19 protein-coding genes are annotated in these 22,642 nt (G+C 70.5%); 10 read left to right on the top strand and 9 right to left on the bottom strand.

The genetic code is table 11. The features are described from left to right. Positions 1 to 46 precede the first annotated feature (46 nt). Together BS83_RS28475 and BS83_RS42280 are read left to right on the top strand one after the other, a co-directional pair. Complete coding sequence (locus BS83_RS28475; RefSeq protein ID WP_037606335.1) at positions 47 to 421, top strand: PadR family transcriptional regulator; 375 nt, start codon at positions 47 to 49, stop codon at positions 419 to 421. Further along, a complete protein-coding gene (locus BS83_RS42280; RefSeq protein WP_051944189.1) occupies positions 418 to 1,347 on the top strand; it encodes a hypothetical protein in 930 nt (309 codons plus the stop codon). Before BS83_RS28475 ends, BS83_RS42280 begins: the two co-directional genes overlap by 4 nt. Positions 1,348 to 1,363: 16 nt before the next feature. Here BS83_RS42280 and BS83_RS28465 read toward each other — a convergent pair whose 3' ends face one another. From BS83_RS28465 to BS83_RS28445, 5 genes are all read right to left on the bottom strand, one after another. Further along, positions 1,364 to 2,827, bottom strand: coding sequence for a glycoside hydrolase family 1 protein (locus BS83_RS28465; RefSeq protein ID WP_037606333.1), 1,464 nt, complete (start codon positions 2,825 to 2,827; stop codon positions 1,364 to 1,366). A 74-nt stretch (positions 2,828 to 2,901) separates the two neighbouring features. Further along, positions 2,902 to 3,822: a carbohydrate ABC transporter permease gene (locus BS83_RS28460; RefSeq protein WP_084714222.1), complete on the bottom strand. Its 921-nt coding sequence runs from the start codon at positions 3,820 to 3,822 to the stop codon at positions 2,902 to 2,904. A 13-nt stretch (positions 3,823 to 3,835) separates the two neighbouring features. Continuing rightward, positions 3,836 to 4,777 carry a carbohydrate ABC transporter permease gene (locus BS83_RS28455; RefSeq protein WP_037606331.1) on the bottom strand — a complete coding sequence of 314 codons (942 nt, stop codon included), beginning with the start codon at positions 4,775 to 4,777 and terminating at the stop codon, positions 3,836 to 3,838. Positions 4,778 to 4,925: 148 nt separating this feature from the next. Then, on the bottom strand, positions 4,926 to 6,260 hold the full coding sequence (locus BS83_RS28450; protein ID WP_037606328.1) for an ABC transporter substrate-binding protein: 1,335 nt from the start codon (positions 6,258 to 6,260) through the stop codon (positions 4,926 to 4,928). A gap of 316 nt (positions 6,261 to 6,576) precedes the next feature. Continuing rightward, positions 6,577 to 7,410 carry a helix-turn-helix transcriptional regulator gene (locus BS83_RS28445; RefSeq protein WP_037606325.1) on the bottom strand — a complete coding sequence of 278 codons (834 nt, stop codon included), beginning with the start codon at positions 7,408 to 7,410 and terminating at the stop codon, positions 6,577 to 6,579. Between the two features lie 101 nt (positions 7,411 to 7,511). Between BS83_RS28445 and BS83_RS28440 the strand changes: the two genes are divergently transcribed. The 6 genes from BS83_RS28440 to BS83_RS28415 all read left to right on the top strand — a co-directional run bounded on the left by BS83_RS28440 (position 7,512) and on the right by BS83_RS28415 (position 14,385). Then, positions 7,512 to 8,219: an SDR family NAD(P)-dependent oxidoreductase gene (locus tag BS83_RS28440; protein ID WP_037606324.1), complete on the top strand. Its 708-nt coding sequence runs from the start codon at positions 7,512 to 7,514 to the stop codon at positions 8,217 to 8,219. A 73-nt stretch (positions 8,220 to 8,292) separates the two neighbouring features. Then, positions 8,293 to 9,315: a LacI family DNA-binding transcriptional regulator gene (locus BS83_RS28435; protein WP_037606321.1), complete on the top strand. Its 1,023-nt coding sequence runs from the start codon at positions 8,293 to 8,295 to the stop codon at positions 9,313 to 9,315. A gap of 188 nt (positions 9,316 to 9,503) precedes the next feature. Further along, positions 9,504 to 10,874, top strand: a complete 1,371-nt coding sequence (locus tag BS83_RS28430; protein WP_037606320.1) for an ABC transporter substrate-binding protein — start codon at positions 9,504 to 9,506, stop codon at positions 10,872 to 10,874. A gap of 43 nt (positions 10,875 to 10,917) precedes the next feature. Then, positions 10,918 to 11,859 (top strand): carbohydrate ABC transporter permease, encoded by a 942-nt coding sequence (locus tag BS83_RS28425; protein WP_037606318.1) that lies wholly within the window; start codon positions 10,918 to 10,920, stop codon positions 11,857 to 11,859. Next, complete coding sequence (locus tag BS83_RS28420; protein ID WP_037606316.1) at positions 11,856 to 12,722, top strand: carbohydrate ABC transporter permease; 867 nt, start codon at positions 11,856 to 11,858, stop codon at positions 12,720 to 12,722. The genes BS83_RS28425 and BS83_RS28420 overlap by 4 nt, the downstream gene beginning before the upstream one ends. 67 nt (positions 12,723 to 12,789) lie before the next feature. Then, positions 12,790 to 14,385, top strand: coding sequence for a glycoside hydrolase family 13 protein (locus BS83_RS28415; RefSeq protein WP_037606313.1), 1,596 nt, complete (start codon positions 12,790 to 12,792; stop codon positions 14,383 to 14,385). Positions 14,386 to 14,483: 98 nt separating this feature from the next. On the opposite strand, the gene BS83_RS45785 is transcribed toward BS83_RS28415, so the two are convergent. Continuing rightward, positions 14,484 to 14,651 carry a hypothetical protein gene (locus tag BS83_RS45785; RefSeq protein ID WP_157597350.1) on the bottom strand — a complete coding sequence of 56 codons (168 nt, stop codon included), beginning with the start codon at positions 14,649 to 14,651 and terminating at the stop codon, positions 14,484 to 14,486. 86 nt (positions 14,652 to 14,737) lie between these two features. Here BS83_RS45785 and BS83_RS28410 point away from each other — a divergent pair, with 86 nt between their 5' ends. Continuing rightward, positions 14,738 to 15,691: a helix-turn-helix domain-containing protein gene (locus BS83_RS28410; RefSeq protein WP_037606310.1), complete on the top strand. Its 954-nt coding sequence runs from the start codon at positions 14,738 to 14,740 to the stop codon at positions 15,689 to 15,691. Positions 15,692 to 15,701: 10 nt separating this feature from the next. Here BS83_RS28410 and BS83_RS28405 read toward each other — a convergent pair whose 3' ends face one another. Then, positions 15,702 to 16,004 (bottom strand): hypothetical protein, encoded by a 303-nt coding sequence (locus tag BS83_RS28405; protein ID WP_037606307.1) that lies wholly within the window; start codon positions 16,002 to 16,004, stop codon positions 15,702 to 15,704. A 172-nt stretch (positions 16,005 to 16,176) separates the two neighbouring features. Continuing rightward, entirely contained in the window at positions 16,177 to 19,737 is a 3,561-nt protein-coding gene (locus BS83_RS28400) for a discoidin domain-containing protein (RefSeq protein WP_408641039.1), read from the bottom strand. Between the two features lie 226 nt (positions 19,738 to 19,963). Between BS83_RS28400 and BS83_RS28395 the strand changes: the two genes are divergently transcribed. Then, positions 19,964 to 20,569 (top strand): hypothetical protein, encoded by a 606-nt coding sequence (locus tag BS83_RS28395; RefSeq protein WP_037606303.1) that lies wholly within the window; start codon positions 19,964 to 19,966, stop codon positions 20,567 to 20,569. On the opposite strand, the gene BS83_RS42275 is transcribed toward BS83_RS28395, so the two are convergent. Continuing rightward, entirely contained in the window at positions 20,562 to 22,634 is a 2,073-nt protein-coding gene (locus BS83_RS42275; protein WP_051944185.1) for a glycosyl hydrolase family 8, read from the bottom strand. The genes BS83_RS28395 and BS83_RS42275 overlap by 8 nt on opposite strands. Positions 22,635 to 22,642: the final 8 nt, after the last annotated feature.

Below are 22,642 nucleotides of genomic sequence, written 5' to 3'. Positions count from 1 at the left end.
AGGTAAACCATCGACATATGTTGATGAAGGGAGTTAGGCTCCCTTCATGACACCACGTCAACTGCAGGAGCCCACACGCCTCCTGCTCACCGCTCTCGCGGACGCTCCGCGACACGGGTACGCGATCATGCAGGAGGTGCTGGCCATCTCGAACGGCCAGGTCAGCCTGCGGACCGGCACCCTCTACACCGCTCTGGACCGCCTGCTCCAGCAGGGCCTGGTCCGCGTGCACGCCGAGGAGGTGGTCGGCGGCCGGATGCGCCGCAGCTACGCGCTCACCCAGGAGGGCCGTGACGCTCTCGCCGCCGAGACCGAGCGGCTCAGCCGCACCGTGCGCGAGGCCGAACGCCGCCTCGCGGCCCGTGCTTCGGGCACGGCCGCGCCGGGACGCGGCTTCGGCCCGGGGGCGGTGACGGCATGACAGGAATCAACGGCCTGCTGCGTCTCTACCCGGCGCGCTACCGCACGGAGCACGGCGACGAGATCGCCGCGGTGTTCGAGGAGGCCACCGAGGGACTGACCGGTCGCGCGCTGCTGCGCGAGCGCACCGCCCTGGCCGCGCACGCACTGCGGATACGCGCCGGGATCGGCTCGGCGCAGGCGGGCGGAAGGGCGCTGGCCGCGGCCGCGCCGTTCGCCCTCGGGGCGCTGGCCAGCATCGGGGCGCCCATGCTGCTCGCGGTCGTGTCCGTGCTCTCCTCCCGCCCGCAGGCCGGCGGGTGGGCGGAGATCCTGGTGCCGCTCGTGGACGCGCTGCCCTCGGTCCTGGCGCTGGTCTGCGCGCTGGCGGGCCGTCGGACGGCCACCAGGGTCATGCTGCTCCTGGCGGTCGTCGAGAAACTCGCACTGCTGCCGCTGGCCTCGCCGGCCTCCGCCTACGTTCCCTGGTACTCGGCCCTGCCCATCCTCGGCAGCGTGGCGTTCGCCCTGCTCGCGCTCGCCGCGCCCCCGGATCTGCGGGCCTTCGACGGACGACGGGCGAAGGCTGTGCTGCTCGGCACGACGACCTTCTCGATCGCGCCGGTGTACCTCTTCGGCAGGCTGATCGTGCCCCACAGCGGGGTGCACGGATTCCTCCACCTGGAGCTCGGCTGGCCGGCGGTCTTCCCGGCCGCGGCGCTGCTCGCGGCGCTCGTGGGCGTCCGGGCGGACCTGCCCCGTGCGGCCGGAGCGGCGGTGGCGGCACTGCCCTGGATCCCGATGCTCTCCAGCTCGGACCCCGGCAGCACCGCCACGCTGATCCTCACGGCGGCGGTCTGCTCACCGCTGCTGGGAGCCCTCGGGCTCGCGGTCCTGCTGCGCGTGGCACGGCGAGGCCGGGTCGCGCAACCGCTCGACCCGGCCTGAGGCGACGCGCTGCCGACTAACCAGCGACAGGCGGCAGCGCGTTCGCACGGATGGCGTCCGCGTACCAGCGGGCGCTGTCCTTCAGCACCCGGCGCTGGGTCTCGTAGTCGACGTAGATCGCTCCGAAGCGCTTGGCATAGCCGTAGGCCCACTCGAAGTTGTCCAGCAGCGACCAGAGGAAGTAGCCGCGCACGTCCACCCCGTCCTCCATCGCCCGGTGCACGGCGGCCAGGTGGGAGTGGATGTAGGCGGTGCGCTCGGGGTCGTGGACGTGCCCGTCGGGGGAGAGCACGTCCGGGTAGGCCGCGCCGTTCTCGGTGATCAGCAGCGGCAGGTTCGGGTTGGCCCGGGCGACGTCGGTCAGCAGGTCGTACAGGCCGGTCGGGTCGACGCTCCAGTTCATCCCGGTGAGCTCGCCGGGCGGCTGGTGGAAGACCACCCGCTCGGAGCCGGGCCAGGGCGAGTAGTCGCTGGCCCCGTGGGCGTCGTTGCGCGCGGCCTCGCGAGGCGCGAGCTCCTCGCCCTCGGCGGGGGCGGAGACCAGGGTCGGCGTGTAGTAGTTGATGCCGAGCAGGTCGATCCCGGCGCCGATGGCCTGCTCGTCGCCGGGACGCACCAGCGTGCCCCAGTCGACCAGGTGGGCCGTGTCGTTCAGCAGGTCGGCGGGGTACCGGCCGTGCAGCAGCGGGCCGGTGAAGACGCGGTTGCCCACCGCGTCGATCCGGCGGGCCGCGTCGCGGTCGGCGGAGCTGTCGGTGAGCGCGCGGACCTGGTGCAGGTTCAGGCTGATCGCGATGCGCGCCTCGGCGGGCAGCTCGGCGCGGAGCGCGGCCACCGCGCGGCCGTGGCCGAGGTTGAGGTGGTGCGCGGCGCGCAGCGCGTCGGCGGGGTCGGTGCGTCCGGGGGCGTGCACCCCGGAGCCGTAGCCGAGGAACGCCGAGCACCACGGCTCGTTGAGGGTCGTCCACACCGCGACCCGGTCGCCGAGCGCCTGCGCCATGAGCTGGGCGTACTCGCCGAAGCGCTCCGCCGTCTCCCGCTGCGGCCAGCCGCCCGCGTCCTCCAGGTGCTGCGGCAGGTCCCAGTGGTAGAGGGTGGCCACCGGCTCGATGCCGGCGTCGCGCAGCTCGTCGACCAGCCGCCGGTAGAAGTCCAGGCCGCGCTGGACCGCCGGGCCGCGGCCGGTGGGCTGGACCCGGGACCAGGAGACGGAGAAGCGGTAGGCCTTCAGTCCGAGTTCGCGCATCAGCGCGATGTCCTCGCGGTAGCGCCGGTAGTGGTCGACGGCGACGTCGCCGGTGTCGCCGCCCACGACCTTGCCCGGGGTGTGGCTGAAGGTGTCCCAGATCGACGGGGTCCTTCCGTCCTCGGCGGCCGAGCCCTCGATCTGGTAGGCGGCGGTGGCGGCGCCCCACAGGAAGCCGGTCGGGAATTCGAGCGGCCGGGCTGACTGGGTCGTGGCGGTGGGTGCGGGGATCACGGGAAGGCTCTCCTGAGGGGGAGGGGACGGGGAGGCAGCGGACGAGGGGAACCGCGTCAGGGCTCGGGGCGGGCTCAGCCCTTGATGGCGCCCTGGGTGATCCCGCCGACGATGTGCTTGCCGAACAGGACGAAGACGAGGAGCAGCGGCAGCGTGCCGATCAGCGCGCCGGCCATGATGACCGACCAGTCGGTGGACCAGCCGGTGCCGAGACCGGCCAGCGCGACCTGGACGGTCGGGTTGGTCGAGCCGTTCATCGCGATGATCGGCCACAGGAAGTCGTTCCATGACTGCACGAAGGTCAGCATGCCCAGAACGGCCATGGCCGGCCTCGCGATCGGCACGACGACATGCCAGACCGTCCGCAGCGAGCTCGCGCCGTCCATCCTGGCGGCCTCGAGCAGCTCGGTCGGCAGCGCCTGGATCAGGTACTGGCGCATGAAGAAGACGCCGAACGCGGTGACCAGGGTCGGCAGGATCAGCGCGCCGAGGTGGTTACCGAGCCCGAGGTTGTGCATCAGGATGAACAGCGGGACGACGCTGAGCTGCGCCGGCACCGCCAGGGTCGCGACGACCAGGGTCATCAGCAGCCCGCGGCCGCGGAAGCGGAGCTTGGCGAAGGCGAAGCCGGCCAGCACCGAGAAGGCGACCGTGCCGATGGTCACCGAACTCGCCACCAGGGTGGAGTTGAGCAGCGCCACGCCCATGCCCCGGCCGCCCGCGTTGTGCCAGACGTAGTCCAGGTTCTTGAACAGGTTGCCGCCGGGAACCAGCGGCGGTGGGGTGGAGACCACCCGGTGCGCGTCGGTGGAGGCGGCGACCAGGGTCCAGTACAGCGGGAACAGCGAGGCCAGCGCGACCAGGCCGAGAACCAGGTAGGCGACCGGACCGGCGTGGTGCTGGCGGCCCGCGCGCACCCCGCGCAGGGCGGTGCGGCGCCCGGGCGCGGGCGTCGTGACAGTGGGGGAGTGCGTCAGCTGCGTGGTGGTGGTCATGGGTTCTCTCCCGTCACTGTGAGCGGCGCAGGCGGCGGGCGATCAGGGCGTTGGCGGCTCCGAGGAGCACCAGCAGCCCGAACATGATCCAGGCGATCGCGGACGCACGGCCGAGCATGCTGTTGCGGAAACCCTGGTCGTACATGAGCACGCCGAGCGTTTCGTACTGGTTGGCGGCGCCGCCCTGGTGGCCGCTCTGGCCGCCGAACAGGAAGGGCTCGCCGAAGAGCTGGGTGGCGCCGATGGTGGAGATGACGACGGTGAACAGGATCGTGGGACGCAGCGCGGGAATGGTGACGTGCAGGAACTGCTTCCATCGTGACGCACCGTCGAGCGCGGCGGCCTCGTACAGGTCGCCCGGAACGGCCTGCATGGCGGCCAGGTAGATCAGCGCGTTGTAGCCGGTCCAGCGCCAGGTGACGATCACCGAGATGGCGATCTGCGAGGTCCAGCGGCCGGCCTCCCAGTGCACCGGGGCGGCGCCGAACAGGCCGAGTACCCAGTTGGCCATGCCGCCCTCGGGGCTGAAGATCAGCGCGAAGACCAGGGTGGCCGCGGCCACCGAGGTGGCGTAGGGCGCGAGCAGGGCGGTGCGGAAGAAGGCGCTGCCGCGCATCTTGTAGTTGAGCAGGTGGGCCAGGCCGAGGGCCATCAGCAGCTGCGGCACCGTGGAGAGCACGCCCAGGGTCACCGTGTTGCCGAGCGCGTTCCAGAAGAAGTGGCTCGGGGCGCCGCTGAACAGGTCGGTGAAGTTCTTGAACCCCACCCAGGTCGACTGGTTGACGTTGTAGAGGCTCACCTCGTGCAGCGAGAGCCAGCCGGTGTAGAGCAGGGGGAAGAGCCCGAAGGCCGCGAAGACGAGGAAGAACGGCGCGATGTAGACGTAAGGGGAGCCCTTGGTGTCCCAGCGGTAGAGGCGGCTGCGCCAGGCCTGCCGACGTTCTGAAGTGGCCACGTGCGGGCTCCTTCCGGGGTGCAGCCGGTTGCCCGCCCAGGGAGGCGGGCGGGCGGGCAACCGGAGTTGTCGCGAACACTGACTGACCGGCCGACCGGCCGACCGGCGGACCGACTGAGCGGCTGTCAGTCCGCCGGTCCGCAGGCGGCTACTGGATGCTGCTGTCGATCTGCTGGACCGTGGTGTTCCAGGCCTCGGTCGCGCTCTTGTGGTTCTGCTCGACCAGCAGGATGCCGTTGCTGAAGTCGTTCTGCAGGTCACCGGCGTGCGGGCCGATCTCGGCGGGCTGGATGAGCTTGGCCGCCGTGGAGAAGATCTGGCCCGTCGGCGCGTTCGGACCGATGAACGGGTTCTTGAAGTCGGTCACCCCGGGCAGGTCGTAGGCGCGCATGTTGGACGGGATGTTGCCCACCGCCTGGAAGACCTTGGCCTGCTGGGCCGGCGCGGTCAGCCAGGCGACCAGGTCCTCGGCCGCCTGCTTGTGCGTGCCGGAGGACGGCACGGCCAGGAACGAGCCGCCCCAGTTGCCGGCCGCCGGGGCCTGCGCCACGTTCCACTTGCCCGTGTTCGCGTCGCCGGAGAACTTCTGGATGTTGGCCTGCTGCCAGGACGGGCAGATGGTGGTCGCGAAGGTCGACTTGGCGAAGGCCGCCTGCCACGGCGGGTCGAACTCCTTGAGGCCCTGGGACTCGCCGGCCGCGTCGGCCTGCATCGCCAGGGTCCAGGCCTGCTTGACGCTGGCCGAGTTCTTGTAGTCCAGCTTGCCGCCCGAGTAGTACTGCTTGGTGCTGCTGGAGACGACGCCGTTGAAGAGGCCGGTGGCCGAGTCCATGAAGTAGGTGCCCTTGGGCGCCTTCGCCTGGAACTGCTGGCCGACCTGCACGAACTTGGACCAGTCGCCCGCCCACAGCGCGCTGACCGCGGCCGGGTCGGAGGGCAGGCCGGCCGCCTTGAACAGGTCCTGCCGGTAGCAGACCGCCATCGGGCCGACGTCGGTGCCCAGGCCGATGGTCTTGCCGGAGGCGGTGGTGGCCTGCGCCCACTTCCAGGGCAGGTAGTCGTCCTTGTTGACGCCGGGGGCCTTGCTCAGGTCCTCGAAGGCGCCGCTCAGGGCGTCGGAGGTGGCCAGCGAGATGCGGCCGACCTCCAGGGCCTGGATGTCGTCGAGCCCGCCGGCGGAGAGGTGCGTTTGCAGGGCCGTCCAGTAGTCGGCCTCGGCGGTGGTGGTGTCCTCCTTGATGGTGATGTTCGGGTGCGCGGCCATGTACGCGGCGAACAGGCCCGCCTCCTTGTAGCCGAAGTCACCGAAGTCGCCGACGGTCAGGGTGATCTTGGCGTTCGCGGCGGACGGGTTGCCCGAGGCCGTGCTGCCGCTGGAGGAGCAGCCCGTGGCCAGCAGGGCGACAGCGGCAGAGAGAGCCACGGCCGAGGACACGACTGCTCTGCCGGGCCGGGCGACGCGAGGTGCGGAGGACGTGCGCATGGAGTCTCCTTGGTCGGAGGGTGCGGCTTGGCGGGGAGTGGATGTGCGGTTGGCGAAGATCTGGGAGCGCTCCCGGAATGCAGCCGCGGAATGCGACCCGGGTGGCGTTCATCGGATCCGCTGGGCCAGGAAGCTCCTGCATCTGCGTTTGGGAGCGCTCCCAATCCCTGCCGTGAAGATTCCTTCCTGGGGGGCGTCCGTGTCAAGAGGAAGGCGAGCGCGTTGCCGGTTTGTGTCCTGCGCGCGTCGCGCGGTCCCGGCCCGCGGCCCGGCCGGCGGCCGGCGGCCGTGTAAGTTTCGGCGCCCGGCGGGCGGACTACCCGGTCAGCGCCTGCGTGCCCAGCACCGAGAGCAGCGCGAGGCGATCCGCGTCGGCGGAGTCCGGCTCGGCCGTGTAGACCATGATGCGCAGGTCGCTGCCCGCGACGCTGAGCACGTCGCAGTCCAGCGTCAGCTCGCCGACCAGCGGGTGGTCGACGGTCTTGCGCGAGCCCTCGATCCGGCCGACCGCGCCCGCGTCCCAGAGCTCGGCGAAGCGCCCGCTGTTCGCCCTCAGTTCCGCGATCAGGCGGCGCAGCCGCTGGTCGGCCGGGTAGTGGCGGGAGGCGGACCGCAGGGCGGAGACCTGGGCCGCCTCCAGGGAACGCAGCGACTCCGGGGTGTGCCGGACCCGGCGGTTGCCCGCGCCGAGGAAGTTGCGCCAGACCGCGTTGCGCTCGCTGCCGTGGTACTCGCCCATCAGCGCCGTGTACATCGGGTTGGCCAGCAGCAGGGTCCAGGCCGCGTCGGAGACCGCGACGGGCGTGCCGGTCAGGCGGTCCAGCATCCGCTGCACGCTCGGAGTGATGAACCCGGGCACGGTGCCCTGGCCGGGCGGGACCAGTCCGGCGGCATGGAAGAGATGCTCGCGCTCGGGCCCTGACAGCCGCAGCGCCCGACCCAGCGCCTCGACGACCTGCTCGGACGGGTGGGTGGCCCGGCCCTGTTCGAGGCGGGTGACGTAGTCGACCGAGATCCCGGCCAGCAGCGCGAGCTCCTCACGGCGCAGCCCGGCCGCACGGCGGTGGCCGCCCTGGGGCAGCCCGGCCGCCTCGGGGGAGACCCGGTCCCGCCAGCGTCGCATCGTCTGCCCGAACTCCGTGCTCGCCATGACACCACTGTGCACCGCCGCGGCCGGCTGTACCTGGTACTGGCGGTCCCAGGAAGACCGGGCTCCTGGCAGGCGGCCCGCACGGGACGCAGCCTGGAGCCATGACGACGACACTGATCACCGGAGCGAACAAGGGTCTCGGCTTCGAGACCGCCCGCCGACTCGTGGCCGAGGGCCACACGGTCTGGATCGGGAGCAGGGACGAGGAGCGCGGACGCGCCGCGGCCGAGCGGCTGGGCGCGCGGGCGGTACGGCTCGACGTCACCGACGAGGCGTCGGTGCGGGCGGCGGCGGAGGTCGTGGCGGCGGCCGGCGGCCTGGACGTGCTGGTCAACAACGCCGGCATCGAGGGCAGGGCGGCGGGCAACGCGGTCATCGGCGCCGCCGACATCACCGGCGAGCAGATGCGGGAGACCTTCGAGACGAACGTGTTCGGCCTGGTGCGCGTCACCCACGCGTTCCTGCCGCTGCTGCGGCGCTCGGCCGCGCCGGTCGTGGTGAACGTGAGCAGCGGGCTGGCCTCCCTGGCGGGGGTCAGCACGCCGGGCAACCCGCGGCACGCCTACCCCGGGGTGGCCTATCCGGCCTCGAAGGCCGCGGTCAACATGGTCACCATCCAGTACGCCAAGGCCTTCCCCGAGATGCGGGTCAACGCGGTCGAGCCGGGCTTCACCCGGACCGACCTGAACGGGAACACCGGCCACCAGACCGTCGAGCAGGGCGCCGAGGTCATCGTCCGCGCCGCGCTGCTCGGGCCCGAGGGTCCCAGCGGGAGCTTCTTCGACCGGGAGGGCACGCTCGACTGGTAGTCGGCGTGCAAGGCGTGCAAATAAATTGCGATCATCAGTCGGCTGATTGCAAAAGATGCCTTACACTCTGAGCATGACACGACGACTTGCCGAGGTGGCCAAGAAGGTCGGGGTCAGCGAAGCGACGGTCTCTCGGGTGCTCAACGGCAAGCCGGGTGTCTCCGATCGGACCCGGGCCACCGTGCTCACCGCCCTGGATGTGCTCGGCTACGAACGGCCGACCCAACTGCGGGGCGAGCGTTCACGGTTGGTGGGGCTGGTGCTGCCCGAACTGCAGAATCCGATTTTCCCGGCCTTTGCCGAGGTGGTCGGCGGGGCGTTGGCGCAGCAGGGCTTCACGCCCGTGCTGTGCACGCAGACCGCCGGCGGGGTGTCCGAGTCCGACTACGTCGAACTCCTGCTGCAGCAGCAGGTGTCCGGGGTGGTCTTCTTCGGCGGCCTCTACGCGCAGGCCGAGTCCCCGCACGACCACTATCGGCGGCTGTTCCTGCGCGGCCTGCCCACCGTGCTGACCAACGCGGCCATACCCGACATCGGGTTTCCGCAGGTCAGCTGCGACGACGCGGTGGCGGTGGAACAGGCGGTGAGTCATCTCGTCTCGCTGGGCCACCGCCGGATCGGGCTGCTGCTCGGCCCGCCCGACCACATGCCGACCCGGCGAAAACTCGCCGCCGCCCGCCAGGCGGCCGCCCGCGCGGGCCTGGAGCTGGGCGAGCGTGAGGTCGAGCACGCACTCTTCTCGCTGGAGGGCGGCCAGGCCGGGGCGGGGAAGCTCTTCGACCGGGGGATGACCGGGGTGATCTGTGCGAGCGACCCGCTCGCGCTCGGCGCGGTGCGCGCCGCCCGGCGCCGCGGCCTGTCGGTCCCGGCGGACGTGTCGATCGTCGGTTTCGACGACTCGCCCTTCATGACCTGCACCGATCCGCCGCTCACCACGATCCGTCAGCCCATCGAGGCGATGGGCAGGGCGGCCGTCGAGCTGCTGGTGGGGGAGCTGGTCGGGGTGCGGGTCACCCATGACGAGCTGCTGTTCGAGCCCGAGCTCGTGGTCCGGGCCTCGACCGGTCCTGCGCCGCGTGAGCGCGCCGCCGCCTGATCGACTCCGCCCTGAAGGCCGCATCCGCCAGGATGCGGCCTTCTGCCGTTTCATCGATGCTTCGTCACGGTTCAACGTTCATTTCTTGCGGATTTCCGTCGACATCTTGTGCGCGTCGCGTCGCCGGTGCTTAAGTGAGCCCCGCCACTCCCCACACCATTCACCGCCCATGAAGGGGTCTACCACCCATGCGCAGATCCGCAGCGTTGCTGATCACCGCCACCGCTCTCTCGCTGACCGCCGCCTGCGGAAGCACCGCTTCGCCGGGCACGAAGACCACCGGCGGCGGCGACAACGGCAAGGTCACCATCTCGATCGACTGTGCCCCGCCGAGCAGCCGTCCGACCCAGGTCAAGCAGTGGAACGACGACATCGCGGCCTTCGAGAAGATCCACCCGAACATCACGGTGAAGTCCGTCGACACCTTCCCGTGCGAGACGCCGGAGCTGTTCACCGCGGCCCTGCGCGGCGGCACCGAGGCGAACGTCTTCTACACCTACTTCACCGACCGTCAGCAGGTGCTGGACGCCGGACAGGCCGCGGACATCACCCCGTACCTCACCTCGGAGAACCTGCCGGTCAAGGACGACATCCTGTCCTCGGTCTGGGCGCCGCTGCAGTCCGGGGGCAAGACCTACGGCGTCCCGCGTGAGAACTACACGATGGGCATGATCATCAACCGGAAGCTGTTCCAGCAGGCCGGTCTCAACCCCGACCAGCCGCCGCAGACCTGGGCCGACGTCGAAGCCGACGCGAAGAAGATCGCGGCACTCGGCAACGGCATCTCGGGCTACGGCGACTACAGCGCCGGCAACAACGGCGGCTGGCACTTCACCGCCGAGATGTACGCCCAGGGCGGCAAGATGGTCACCGACGACGGCAAGAAGGCGGCGTTCAACAACGCGCAGGGCCTCGCCGTCCTGCAGAACCTGCAGAAGCTGCGCTTCACCGACAACGTCATGGGCAGCACCCAGCTGTACAAGTGGGGCGACCTGCAGAAGCAGATGGCGGCCGGCAAGCTCGGCATGTACGTCGCGGCCCCGGACGACATCACCTACATGGTGCAGAGCCTCGGCGCGAAGTACGCCGACTACGGCATGGGCCCGATGCCCGGCAACAGCGGCCCCGGCGTCGGCACGCTCGGCGGCGGCGACGACTACATGTTCAACGTCAAGGACACGCCGGCGCAGATCAAGGCCGGCATCGAGCTGGTCAGCTACCTGTGGCTGACCGAGGGCCAGGGCCAGCAGTTCAACTACGCCCGCTCCAAGGCCGCCGGCCAGGCCGTCGGCATCCCCGAGCCGCAGCTCTTCCAGGGCGCCAGCGCGGCCAAGGACACCGCGCTGAAGACGGCCAACGCCACCATGTCCGTCGCGGCCTTCACCCCCTACGTCACCGCGAACGTCCCCGGCGTGACCGAGCCGGCCAACGCCCAGGCGATCTACAAGATCCTCGACAACGCGATGGCCTCGGTCCTGACCGACCCGCACGCGGACCCGCAGAAGCTGCTCGACACCGCCGAGCAGCAGGTCAACCAGGTCCTGGCCAACGCCCAGTAGTTCGCGACCACGTTCGCACCCTGAAGTTCCGAGGAGTTCCAAGATGGCGGTCCTGACCGCATCCTCCGGCACCGACTCGTCGCCCGCCCGGGCGACGGGTCGGCCCGGGGCCCTGCGCAGAAGCGTGCAACGCAATCTCGCCGCCCACGGCTTCCTGATCGGCGCGGTGCTCTGCTTCGCCTGCTTCTCCTGGTATCCCATGGTCCGTGAAGTGATCATGAGCTTCCAGAAGGCGAGAGCGGGCAGGACCACCTGGGTGGGCCTGCACAACCTGAACCAGGTCGCCAACGACCCCAGCTTCTGGCAGGCCTGGCGCAACACCGCCGAGTTCACCGGGATGGCGCTGGTGCTCGGCTTCGGCCTCCCTTTCGTCCTGGCCGTGGTGATGAACGAGCTGCGCCACGCCCGCGGCTACCTGCGGATCCTGGTCTACCTGCCGGTGATGCTGCCGCCGGTCACCTCGCTGCTGCTGTTCAAGGACCTGTACAACCCCGACTACGGCCTGCTGGACCGGCTGCTGCACCTGCTCCACCTGCCCGCCTCCGGCTGGCTGCAGTCGCCGAACGTGGCCATGCTCGCCGTGGTGGTCGCCTCCACCTGGATGAACATGGGCAGTGCCACGCTGATCTACCTGGCGGCCCTGCAGAACATCCCCGGCGAGCTCTACGAGGCCGCCGAGCTGGACGGGGCCGGCCTGCTCAGCAGGATCTGGCATGTGACGATCCCGCAGACCAGGCTGATCCTGTCGCTGATGCTGATGCTGCAGATCGTGGCCACCATGCAGGTCTTCGTCGAACCCTTCGTGCTCACCAACGGCGGCCAGGGCGTCAACGGCTCGACCACCACCGTGGTCTACCTGATCTACCAGTACGCCTTCAACTTCTCCAACTACGGCGCGGCCTGCGCCCTCGGACTGCTCCTGCTGCTGGTGCTGGCCGGCTTCTCGGTGCTCTACGTACGACTCAACCGGAGGGCCGAGGCATGAGCGGGACCCGTACCCTGATCAACCCCGCGCAGCAGAGCCGGACGCTCTACCGCGCGGCGCTGGTGCTGATCGTCGTGGCGTTCACGCTGGTCTTCCTCGGGCCCCTCTACCTGCTCGTCACCGACGGGCTGAAGGGCACCACCGAGGCCATCCAGACGCCGCCGACCTTCTACCCGCACCACGCGCAGTTCTCCAACTACAGCCAGGCCTGGGACCGGCTCAGCATCTCCCAGCTGCTGCTGAACACCCTGTGGTACGCCTTCGGCGCGCTCGCCTTCCAGCTGGTCTTCGACATCGGCGCGGCCTACTCGCTGTCCAAGCTGCGGCCCGTGCTCGGCAACGCGATCCTCGGGATGATGCTGGCCACGCTGATGATCCCGGCGATGGTGCTGGTGGTCCCGCAGTACCTGACCGTGCTGGACATCCCGCTGCTGCACCTGAACCTGCTCAACTCGCCCTGGGCGATCTGGCTGCCCTCGGTGGCCAACGCCTTCAACATCTACCTGCTCAAGCGGTTCTTCGACTCGGTGCCGCAGGAGCTGCTGGACTCCGCCGCGATGGACGGCGCGGGAGCGCTGCGCACCCTGGTCTCCATCGTGCTGCCGATGTCGCGTCCCATCATCGGCGTGGTCTCCATCTTCGCGCTCGTCAACGTCTGGAAGGACTTCCTCTGGCCGCTGCTGGCCGAGCCGGACCCGACGAAGCAGACGCTCAACGCCGGCATCTACTCGCTCTCGCTCGGGGTGCCGCAGAACATCCTCATCGCAGCGGCCGCCATCTCGGCCGTGCCGACGGTGCTCTTCTTCCTCTTCTTCCAGCGCAACATCATGTCCGGTCTGACTGCCGGCAGCCTCAAGGGCTGACCTCGCGTCTCGCCAACGGCCCGTCGGCCGCACAGCCGACCGGCCAATCGCCAAGGAGACTCCTACCTTGCTCAATCCCCACGAGTGGTGGCGCGGCGCCGCGATCTACCAGGTCTACGTGCGCAGTTTCGCCGACGCGGACGGCGACGGCGTGGGCGACCTCGCGGGAGTCCGCTCCCGACTGCCGTACCTGGCCGAACTCGGCGTCGACGCCCTGTGGTTCAACCCCTGGTACGCCTCGCCGATGGCCGACGGCGGCTACGACGTCGCCGACTACCGCGCGATCCACCCCGCCTTCGGCACCCTGGCCGAGGCCGAGCGGCTGATCGCCGAGGCGCTCGACCACGGCATCCGCACCATCGTCGACATCGTCCCCAACCACGTCTCCGACCAGCACCGCTGGTTCCAGGAGGCCCTGGCGGCCGGCCCGGGCTCGGCGGCGCGCGAGCGCTTCTGGTTCCGCGACGGCCGCGGCGGGAGCGGCGAACTGCCGCCCAACAACTGGACCTCGCAGTTCGGCGGCAGCGCCTGGACCAGGGTCCCCGACGGGCAGTGGTACCTGCACCGCTTCGCCTCCCCGCAGCCGGACCTCAACTGGCAGCACCCCGACGTCCGCACCGAGCATGAGGAGGTGCTGCGCTTCTGGTTCGACCGCGGCGCGGCCGGCGTGCGCATCGACTCGGCCGCCGAGGTGGTCAAGGACCCGACCCTGCCCGACCTGGTCGAGGGCGCGGACCCGCACCCCTACCTCGACCGCGACGAGATCCACGACATCTACCGCGGCTGGCGGAAGCTGGCCGAGTCCTACGCGCAGCCGCGGGCCCTGATCGGCGAGGTCTGGCTGCCCGATCCCGAGCGCTTCGCCCGCTACCTGCGCCAGGACGAGCTGCACACGGCGTTCAACTTCGGCTTCCTGACCTGCCCCTGGGACGCGGAACGGCTGCGCGAGACGATCACCACCACGCTGGCCGTGCACGCCCCGGTCCACGCCCCGGCCACCTGGGTGCTCGCCAACCACGACATCACCCGCACGGTCACCCGCTACGGCCGCGCCGACACCGGCTTCGACTTCGCCGCCAAGGCGCACGGCATCCCGACCGATCCGGCGCTCGGCACCCGCAGGGCCAGGGCCGCGGCCCTGCTGAGCCTGGCCCTGCCGGGGTCGGTCTACCTCTACCAGGGGGAGGAGCTGGGCCTGCCGGAGGTCGAGGACCTGCCGGTGGAGGTGATCGAGGACCCGATGTTCCACCGCACCGACGGCGCGGACCCGGGCCGCGACGGCTGCCGGGTGCCGCTGCCGTGGAGCGGCGACGCTCCTCCGTTCGGCTTCGGCGGGGAGGCGACCTGGTTGCCGCAGCCGACGGGCTGGTCGGGGCTGACCGTCGAGCGGCAGGCCGCCGACGAGGGGTCGATGCTGGCGCTCTACCGCGCGGCGCTCCGGCTGCGACGAAGCGAACCTGCGCTCGGCGACGGCGAGCTGACCTGGTTGGAGGGCCACCGCGAGGTGCTGGGCTTCACCCGCTCCGACCACTTCGCCTGCATCGTCAACCTCGGCGCCGGCCCCGCGGAGCTGCCGCTGGGCAGCCGGGTGCTGCTGTGCAGCGGGCAGTTGGCCGACGGCGAGCTGCCCCCCGATACCGCGGTCTGGCTGCGCCTACCCTGACCGGGCGCGCAGGACCGCGCAGGGCCGCACCGTCTTCGAGGGTGGACGGTGCGGCCCTTCGGTGTCGCCGCGGGGGCATCCGCGTCGCCGACCCGGCGTCAGCGGGTGAGCAGTTCGTCCCGCAGCCGTTCCAGGTCGCGGTCCTGCGGCACGGCGACGGTGAAGTGCTGGGGGGCGATGGGGAGCCCGCGGCGGTTGCGGCGCTGGTTGAGTTCGAGGCCCACGACGAGGGCGACGGCGGCGATGGCGAGCACGATGATTCCCATGGCAGTAAGACTGCGCTCAGCGAGATCCTGCCACCAGCGGCAGAAAGGACCTGTTGCGTCAAGATCCTGCCACGTATCCTGACGGCATGTTGCACACCGTGGCGGTCCCCCTGATCGACGGCTTCGCGCCCTTCGAGTTCGGCGTCGTCTGCGAGGTGTTCGGCATCGACCGGACCGAGGACGGGGTGCCGCCCTTCGACTTCAGGGTCTGCACCCCCGAGCCCGGCCGCCCGGTGCAGGCCGGCGTCGGCGCGGCGATGACCTCCCCCTTCGGGTTCGACCAGCTGGAGCGGGCCGACCTGGTCGCGGTCCCCGCGTACGCGATCCGTGCCGAGTATCCGCCGGAGCTGCTGGACGCGCTGCGCGCCGCCCACGCCCGCGGGGCACAGCTGCTGACGGTCTGCAGCGGCGCGTTCGTGCTCGCCGACGCCGGCCTGCTGGACGGCCGCCGCTGCACCACCCACTGGCGGCACGCCGAGGAGTTCTCCCGCCGCTTCCCCCTCGCCCGGATCGACCCCGACGTGCTCTACGTCGACGACGGGCAGATCATCACCAGCGCGGGCACCGCGGCGGGCATCGACGCCGCGCTCCACCTGGTCCGCCGCGAACTCGGCTCCGAGGCCGCCACGGCCATCGCCAGACGCATGGTGGTGCCACCGCAACGGGAGGGCGGACAGCGGCAGTTCATCGTCCAGCCGGTGCCCGAACGGGTCGCGGAGAGCCTGCAGCCGCTGCTGGCCTGGCTGTCCGAACGCCTGGACACGGACCACTCGGTCGCCGAGATGGCCCGCCGGGCCCACATGTCCGAGCGCACCTTCGCCCGCCGCTTCCTGGCCGAGACCGGCACCACGCCCGGCCGTTGGCTCGCGGCCCAGCGCGTCCTGCACGCCCGCCGGCTGCTGGAGCAGTCCCCCCTCACCGTCGAGGAAATCGCCCGCTCCGCGGGCTTCCAGACCGCCGCCATGCTCCGCCACCACTTCCGCCGCGCCGTCGGCGTCTCCCCGGCGGACTACCGGCGGTCCTTCACGCAGTGCCCGTGAGGGATCTGCGTCAGCCCTCGAAGGACCGCAGCTGGACCAGGTCGAGGTTGCGGAAGACCGGAGGGCCGTCGCACAGGGCCGCCACCTGGGCGGCGAACTGTGCCGTCTCGGGCCGGTCGGAGTTGGCCATCGCGACCTCGTAGGAGGGGAACTCCACGATGTTGAGGTAGACGTTCTCGCGGTCCCGGTCGCGGGTCTGCATCGCCCGGGTCGCCAGGGGGTTGCCCGCGTTCCTCTCGACCCAGTCGTCCAGCAGGGCGTTGAGCTCGTCGATGCGGCTCGTCGTGTACTCGATGATCTGAACGAAGGCCATGGTCAGACTCCTCGACTTCCCGGTAGACAGCCGACTGCTGCCGAAAGACTGGAGCGGGGAGCTGCGGAAGGCGCGCCGCCGCGCCGGAGCCGGGCTCGTCATCCCACCCGGAAGGCCGAATGAGGGCTGTCCCGGCACGCGTGAGCGTGCCGGGACAGCCCTCAGGGGGTGACTACGGGTTCACGGTGATGGTGAACGTCGTCGTCGGGTTGTTGATGTCCTGGTAGTTGTTGCTCTCGGTCAGGTGGTTGAAGGTGACCGAGCCGACCGCCGGGCCCTGGCCGGACTCGGGCATCGGGTTGGCCCAGATGCCGTAGCCGGACTTGGCGTTGTAGGCGTCGCCGCTCTGCTGCGCGCCGGAGATGCTGACGTCGGTGAAGACGGTGTCGGTGATCGGGTTGAGCGCGGCGCCTCCCGAGTAGTCGGTCTGGAACATGATCCCGGAGTAGGTGGGGTCGGTGATGTCCAGGCTGTTGACCCTGATGCCCTGGAAGGGCTGGGTCGCCGAGAACAGCCACATGGCGGGGAACACCTGGCCGCCCCAGAAGTGCCCGCCGTCACGGACCAGCGAGACGTTCTGGATCACCGTCTGCGGGCTGGCTCCGAAGCCCTCGAAGGGGTAGCCGAAGTTCAGCGAGCTGATGGTGATGCCGGAGTAGGTGAGCGTGTCGGCGACGTACAGGTTCTGCAGCGTGTTCGCGTAGCCGCCGTAGACCGCCACGCCCGCGGCCCGCCAGGGGGTGAGCGAGGTGAGGTTCTGGAAGGTGTTGTTCTTCAGGTCCGAGCTGTTGTGGTCGGTGGCCGCGAACAGCGCGAAGCTGTCGTCGCCGGTGGACCGGGCCTCGTCGTTGCTGACCAGGTTGTTCTGGCTGCCGTTGGTGAGGTTGATGCCGTCGGCGAAGGTGTCCCTGATCCGCATGTTCGTCGCGGTCAGCCCGCTGACGTGGGTGCCCCAGATCGCGCAGACCTGGTGCTCGATCCAGATGTTGTCGATCGTGATGCCGGTGACGTCGGTCAGGTCGAAGACCTTGCCCGGGCCGTCGATGCGCTGCACGTAGTTGCCGAACCAGCCGAAGCCCGAGAAGGACGAGCCGTTGGCGGTGGTCGCCACCGACCAGCCGTCGTCGGTGTTGTCCTGGCCGGTCGGGGCGTTGAACTGGGCGTACCAGGGGCCCGCGCCGACGACCTTGATCGCCTTGCCGTAGACCTGGAGCTTGCTGGAGACCTGGTACTGCCCGGCCGGCAGGTAGACGCCCTGCAGCTTGCCCGTGGTGTCCATGCGGACCTGGTCGAGCGCGTTCTGCACGTCCTGCTGGGCGAAGCCGGCCGGGGTGACGAAAGCGGTCGGGTCCGGGTTCGCGATGGGCGCGACCTGCTCCAGGTCGACGAAGTCGATCGCGTACTGGGAGCTGTTGCCCGAGTCCTTCTGCAACTTGAAGACGGTGCCCTGCGGGTAGCTCTGGTTCAGCAGGACGTGCGCCTCGTCGTAGATGTGCCGGGGTCCGCCCGCGCTCGGGTCGTTGCCCGGGCCGGTCTCCGCGCCGTAGAGCCAGGCGTAGTGCGAGGTCAGCGTGATCGGCTGGACCAGCTGGCCGTTGGCGTAGAGGTCGAGCGTCGCCGTGGTGCCGCCGCCGCCCGAGGCGTCGGGGATCGAGAAGCGGGTCACCAGCGTGTCGGTGGCCTCACGCGAGGTCCACTGCACGTAGGAGCCGGTCGAGTTCAGCGTCACCGCCTTGCGGCCGGAGGCCTCTCCGGCCAGGTCGCCGATGGTGCGGTTCGGGCCGATGACGGTCGCGCCGCCGCCGACCTGGCCGTCCTCGGCCTGGTAGGTGTCGTAGGGCATGTTGGCGCCGCGCCCGACGAAGAGCGGGGTGTCGCTGGTGTTGTTGGCCTGCTTGACCGAGAGCTCGTTGGCGTCGGCCGCGATCACCGTGTGCACGGTGTACTTGCCGTTCGCCGCCGTCCAACTGCCCATCGCGACGGGCGCGCTGGTGGCCCCGGCCGCGAGCGGGCCGTTGAACGAGCCCGAGAAGGTCTTCAGTGTCGCGCCGTTGCTGTCGAGCAGCGTCATGGTGACGGCGTGCGTACCGCTCGCGGTGGCGACGTTGCCCTGGTTCTTGACCGCCACCGAGAAGTTGACGGTGTTTCCGGCCGCCGGGTTGGACGGCGTCCAGCCGACCGGCGAGGCGACCAGGTCCGAGCTCTGCACGGCGGAGACCGTGAGGTTGGTCGGGTTGGTGTAGCTGTCGTTGCCGGTGTTCGACTCGATGACCGCGCCGGACTCGTTGACCTTGGCGGTCAGCTGGTAGCTGCCCGCGGCCTGGGTGCCGATGGCGGCGCTGACGGTCGTGGACGCGCCGGCGGCCAGGGCGCCGACGGTCGCGCTGCCGACCTTGGTGGTGCCCAGGTAGAAGTTGACTCCGCTGGCCCCGGCCGCGGCGGTGCCGATGTTCTGCACGGTGGCGGAGACGGTGACCGGGTCGGTCTCGACGGGCGAGGAGGGCGACCAGGAGGAGCTGCTGACGGTGAGGTCGGGGTTGGGCGCCGGGGTGCCGATGACCTGGAACTCGGCGGCCTGGCCGCCGGGCGCACCGCTGTTGCTGGTGATGCTCAGCTCCACGTCCGCGACGCGGGCGCTGACCGGGATGGTGACGGAGTTCCCGGTGTTCGGGTCGAAGGTGTAGGTCTGCGCCGCGCTGATGCTGGTGAAGCCGGTGGCGCTCTGCTCACGGCCGAGCACCTGGATGGTCTGGGTCCGCGCGGACCAGACCGAGGCCGGGTTGAGCAGCACCTTGACCGCCGTCACGTCGGCGTTGGCGCCGAGCTTGACGGTGAGCTGGCTCGGGTAGGACGCGCCCTCGAAGTAGGTGGTCACGTCGCCGTCGTCGGCGTTGGCGGGCGCGTAGGTGTAGGTGTTCGCGGTGCCGCTGATCGGCTTGCCCAGGGCCAGGTTGGTGCCGGTGGGCGAGGTGCCGGTGCGGGTGACGCTGTTGCTGGCGGGCGACTGGTTGCCGGCCGCGTCGCGGGCGACCACGTCGTAGGTGACGGTCGCGGTGGCGGGCTGGGAGTCGGTGTAGGTCAGCGTGCTGCCGGAGACGGAAGCGATCTTCGCGCCGTTGGCGTACACGTCGTACCCGGTCACCCCGACGTTGTCGGTCGACGCGGTCCAGGTCAGCTTGATCTGGCCGGACTGCGGCTGGGTGTAGGCCAGGCTACCCGGCGCCGTGGGCGGGGTGGTGTCTCCGCCGCCGCCGGTCGGGGCGTAGACCTCGAACTCGGAGATCTGGCCAGCCGGCCAGGCGGTGTTGGCGGTGATGCTGACGCGCAGGTAGCGGGTGCTGGTCGAGGCGGGCAGGTTCACGGTGACCGCGGCTCCGCTTGCCGGGTCGAAGGTGTACGCCGCCGAGGCGACCAGGGTGGTGAACGAGCTGCCGTCGGTGCTGCCCAGCACGGTCAGGGTCTGGGTCCGCGCGCCCCAGCCCGACGCGGTGGGCGTCTTCAGCACGAGGTGGTCCACGGCGGTGGTGGCGCCGAGGTCGACCTGGATCCACTGCGGGAAGGCGTTGTTGGTGCTCTCCCAGTAGCTGTTCTGGTCGCCGTCGTTGGCGTTGCCCGCGACGTAGTTCTGCTGCACGCCGCTGGCGCTCATGGTCTTGCCGAGCGCGAGGTTGGTCCCGGCGGCTCTGGCGCCGACGGGGTGGAGCAGCGGGAGGAGGGACAGGAGCAGGGCCAACAGGCCCAGCGTGGCTGTTCGGAATCGCGTTTGGCGAGTGCCTGACATGGATTCCCTCGGGAGTCGGGTGGACGGGGTGGGATGAGGGGGAGTCAGTTGCTTCCGGGGGAGCGTATGGGTGCCACGCGATTGATGCAAGATATCTAGCAAGATACGTAAGTATCGCTAGCAAGACTGCAAAATTTGATGATGAAGCGGGTTGCCGTGCTCGTGGGATCCTGGGGCGGTGACGGCGAGGTTCGGCGAAGCGGAGTTCCAACTGGTCCTGCTGCGGCGGATGGCCGACTTCCAGCCGGGGCTGGTGGAGCAGGCGCGGCAGCGACTGGGCTTCTCGGCGACGGAGATGCGCCAGGTGAACGCCGACTGGCAGCGCTTCGTCCGGTCGCGGACGGCGCTGCGCGGGGTGGCCAGGTACCGGGCGGTGCTGGGGGCCGCCGCCGACGTGCGGGAGCAGCGGGTGGGCGATCTGGCGTGCCGGCTGCACCGCTGGGCGCTGCCGCTCTGGCCGGGACTGCTCTTCGAGGCGGTCGAGGGGACCGAGGGCGCCGTCTGGCAGGAGTGGTTGGTCAGAGAGCCGGGAACACGCCCGCCCGAGGTGCCGCAGAGCGGCGTCCTTACGCCCTGGCGGTATGTGGTCGGTGATCTGCCGCTGCTCTTCCCGAGCGTCCGGCATCTGCCCGAGGATGCGCCGCACCGCTGGGTCAGCCGGTACAGCCTGGCCGATCCAGCGGTGCGAGGGGGCGATCCGGGCGAGGAGGTCCGCTCCTACCGTGCCCGCTTCGTCTACGGGCTGGTGCAGGAGGTCGAGCCGGTCGCCGGGGCGGTCAGCTGACGTTCAGCGCGGTGTCGTCGATGACGAAGTCGGTGGTGCCGCCGTTGGCGTCGGTCTCTGCGCCGGTGAACCTCAGCGTGACGGTCTGACCGACGTACGGGGTCAGGCTGAAGCTCTGCTGGGCGTAGCCGGTGTTCTTGTTCAGGTTGCTGAAGGCGGCCAGGGTGGCCAGCACCGTGCCGCCGCTGTTGAGCACCTGGACCTTGAAGGTGTCCGGCGTCGCGGTGCTGGTGGTCTCGGTGGTGTCGATGTGCTGCCAGTAGGTCAGCGTGGCGCTCGCGCAACCGGTCGGGATGGTGACCGTCTGGCTGACCGTGTCGGTGTCCGCGGTGCCGTTGCCGTTGAACCAGGCCTCCCAGCCGCCCGAGTGCGCCGGTTCGGCGCTCGCGGACTGAGTGATCGGGTCGAAGCCGAGGGTGGACGTGCCGGTCCAGGGCGCGGTGGTGGCGCCGTTCTCGAAACCGGGGTTGCCGAGCAGCTGCGCCGCCGTGCAGCCGCCGCCGGACGAGGTGGTGACGGTCAGGGTGTAGGTCGCGCTGTGACTGCCGGAGGCGGCACTGCCGGTCACCGTGATCGGGTAACTGCCCGAGGCGGCGGCCGAGGTGGTGGTCACGGTCATGGCGGAGCTGCCGCCCGAGCTCACCGACGCCGGGCTGAAGCCGACGCTCACGCCGGACGGCGCGCCCGAGGCGCTCGGCGCGACGGACTCGGCGCTCCCCGAGGTGACCGCGGTGGAGACGGTCGCGGTGGCGGACTGGCCGGCCGTCACCGAGGCGGAGCCGGGGCTGACCGAGACCGAGAAGTCGTTCGCGGGGGCGCTGCCGCTCGCCGGGTTCCAGTAGTCGCCGGCCATCACCAGGTAGACCAGGGTCTTGATGGTCTCGCCGTAGTAGCCGTCGCCGAAGGGATTGGTGGCGAGCTGGTTCCAGATGGCGTCGGTCCAGGCCTGGTCGCCGGCGGCCATGGCGGCGGGGCCGACCGAGTCTCCCGCCTCCTCGGCCTGGTCCGTGGTCGAGTACGCGGTGCAGTTCAGCTTGGTGTGCGGGTAGACCTTCTGCGGATTGCCGCCGGATTCGCCCTTCAGACAGGCGGACTCCTTCTTGGCCAGCCCGTAGGCGGTGGCGGCGACGGTGCCGCCGTTCTCCAGCGCGTCGGTGCCCATGTGCCACGGGACGCGGATGGAGTTGTAGCCGACGATGTTGTCCGGTTGGTCCTCCTGGTAGTTGGCGGGCGCCGGGGAGGGCGCGCTGGTGTCGGCGTTCACGACGAAGTCGGAGAGCAGGCCCCCGGTCGCGGAGTAGGACGCGGTGAAGGCCGAGTCCAGCGCCTCGGTGCGGCTGACCACCTTGGCCCAGTCGTGGGCGGTGTCGTAGGCGGCGAAGGCGCGCAGGTGGTCCAGCATGTGGTCGGAGGGCCGGGTGTCGGTGGACGGGCCGTCGTCCTCGCACTTGAGGTGGCCGTCGGAGGTCACGTCGTGGGCGTAGACGCTCGCCAGCCAGGCTTTCGCGTCGGCGGTGTAGCCGCCCCACTGCCGGTCCGCGAGGATCAGGCCGTAGCCGATGTCGAGGTCGCCGTCGGTGGCGGCGTCCGGGGTGCCGGAGCTGTAGTACTTGCAGCTCTTGCCGTCCAGCTGCCACTGCATCAGGCCCCACTGGTCCTTGTGGTCCTTGACCAGCTGCCAGAGGCCGTTGAACTCGGTCTGCGCGTCGGCGTCGTAACCGGCCATCAGCGGCACGATGTTCATGCCGTAGCCCTGACTCTCCGACACGGGACCGTTGTTGGTGGCGTCGCCGTCGCCCTTGGTCGAGACGTAGTACTCGTTCGAGGCACAGCCGTGGACGAGATAACTGCTCTTCCAGGAGTTGTACTGCTTCTCGACCGCGGCGTCGCGGCTCGCCTGGGAGGCGGAGGGCATCACGCCCACCTTGTAGGTCTGGTGCTGCGGGAACGGCATCGCCGGCGTCGCGGCGGCGTGGGCCGCCGGTGCGGCCGCGAGGACCGTCAGCGAGAGCCCGACGAGGGCTCCGCTGACGGCCGCCGCCAGCGGTTTGAGGGGACTGTGCATGGGGCTCC

Origin of the sequence: Streptacidiphilus rugosus AM-16, assembly GCF_000744655.1 — a bacterium.
GTDB lineage: Bacteria > Actinomycetota > Actinomycetes > Streptomycetales > Streptomycetaceae > Streptacidiphilus > Streptacidiphilus rugosus.
Note: the sequence above shows the minus strand (reverse complement) of the source record. Positions and strands in the feature narration are given on the sequence as shown.

Bases quoted from the DNA above. Each gene is read 5' to 3' on its own strand.
- BS83_RS28435 (WP_037606321.1), top strand. From the start codon at position 8,293: ATGACACGACGACTTGCCGAGGTGGCCAAGAAGGTCGGGGTCAGCGAA.
- BS83_RS28425 (WP_037606318.1), top strand. From the start codon at position 10,918: ATGGCGGTCCTGACCGCATCCTCCGGCACCGACTCGTCGCCCGCCCGG.
- BS83_RS28450 (WP_037606328.1), bottom strand. From the start codon at position 6,260: ATGCGCACGTCCTCCGCACCTCGCGTCGCCCGGCCCGGCAGAGCAGTC.
- BS83_RS28440 (WP_037606324.1), top strand. From the start codon at position 7,512: ATGACGACGACACTGATCACCGGAGCGAACAAGGGTCTCGGCTTCGAG.
- BS83_RS28430 (WP_037606320.1), top strand. From the start codon at position 9,504: ATGCGCAGATCCGCAGCGTTGCTGATCACCGCCACCGCTCTCTCGCTG.
- BS83_RS28420 (WP_037606316.1), top strand. From the start codon at position 11,856: ATGAGCGGGACCCGTACCCTGATCAACCCCGCGCAGCAGAGCCGGACG.
- BS83_RS28405 (WP_037606307.1), bottom strand. From the start codon at position 16,004: ATGGCCTTCGTTCAGATCATCGAGTACACGACGAGCCGCATCGACGAG.
- BS83_RS28475 (WP_037606335.1), top strand. From the start codon at position 47: ATGACACCACGTCAACTGCAGGAGCCCACACGCCTCCTGCTCACCGCT.
- BS83_RS42275 (WP_051944185.1), bottom strand. From the start codon at position 22,634: ATGCACAGTCCCCTCAAACCGCTGGCGGCGGCCGTCAGCGGAGCCCTC.
- BS83_RS28445 (WP_037606325.1), bottom strand. From the start codon at position 7,410: ATGGCGAGCACGGAGTTCGGGCAGACGATGCGACGCTGGCGGGACCGG.
- BS83_RS28460 (WP_084714222.1), bottom strand. From the start codon at position 3,822: ATGACCACCACCACGCAGCTGACGCACTCCCCCACTGTCACGACGCCC.
- BS83_RS45785 (WP_157597350.1), bottom strand. From the start codon at position 14,651: ATGGGAATCATCGTGCTCGCCATCGCCGCCGTCGCCCTCGTCGTGGGC.
- BS83_RS42280 (WP_051944189.1), top strand. From the start codon at position 418: ATGACAGGAATCAACGGCCTGCTGCGTCTCTACCCGGCGCGCTACCGC.
- BS83_RS28410 (WP_037606310.1), top strand. From the start codon at position 14,738: ATGTTGCACACCGTGGCGGTCCCCCTGATCGACGGCTTCGCGCCCTTC.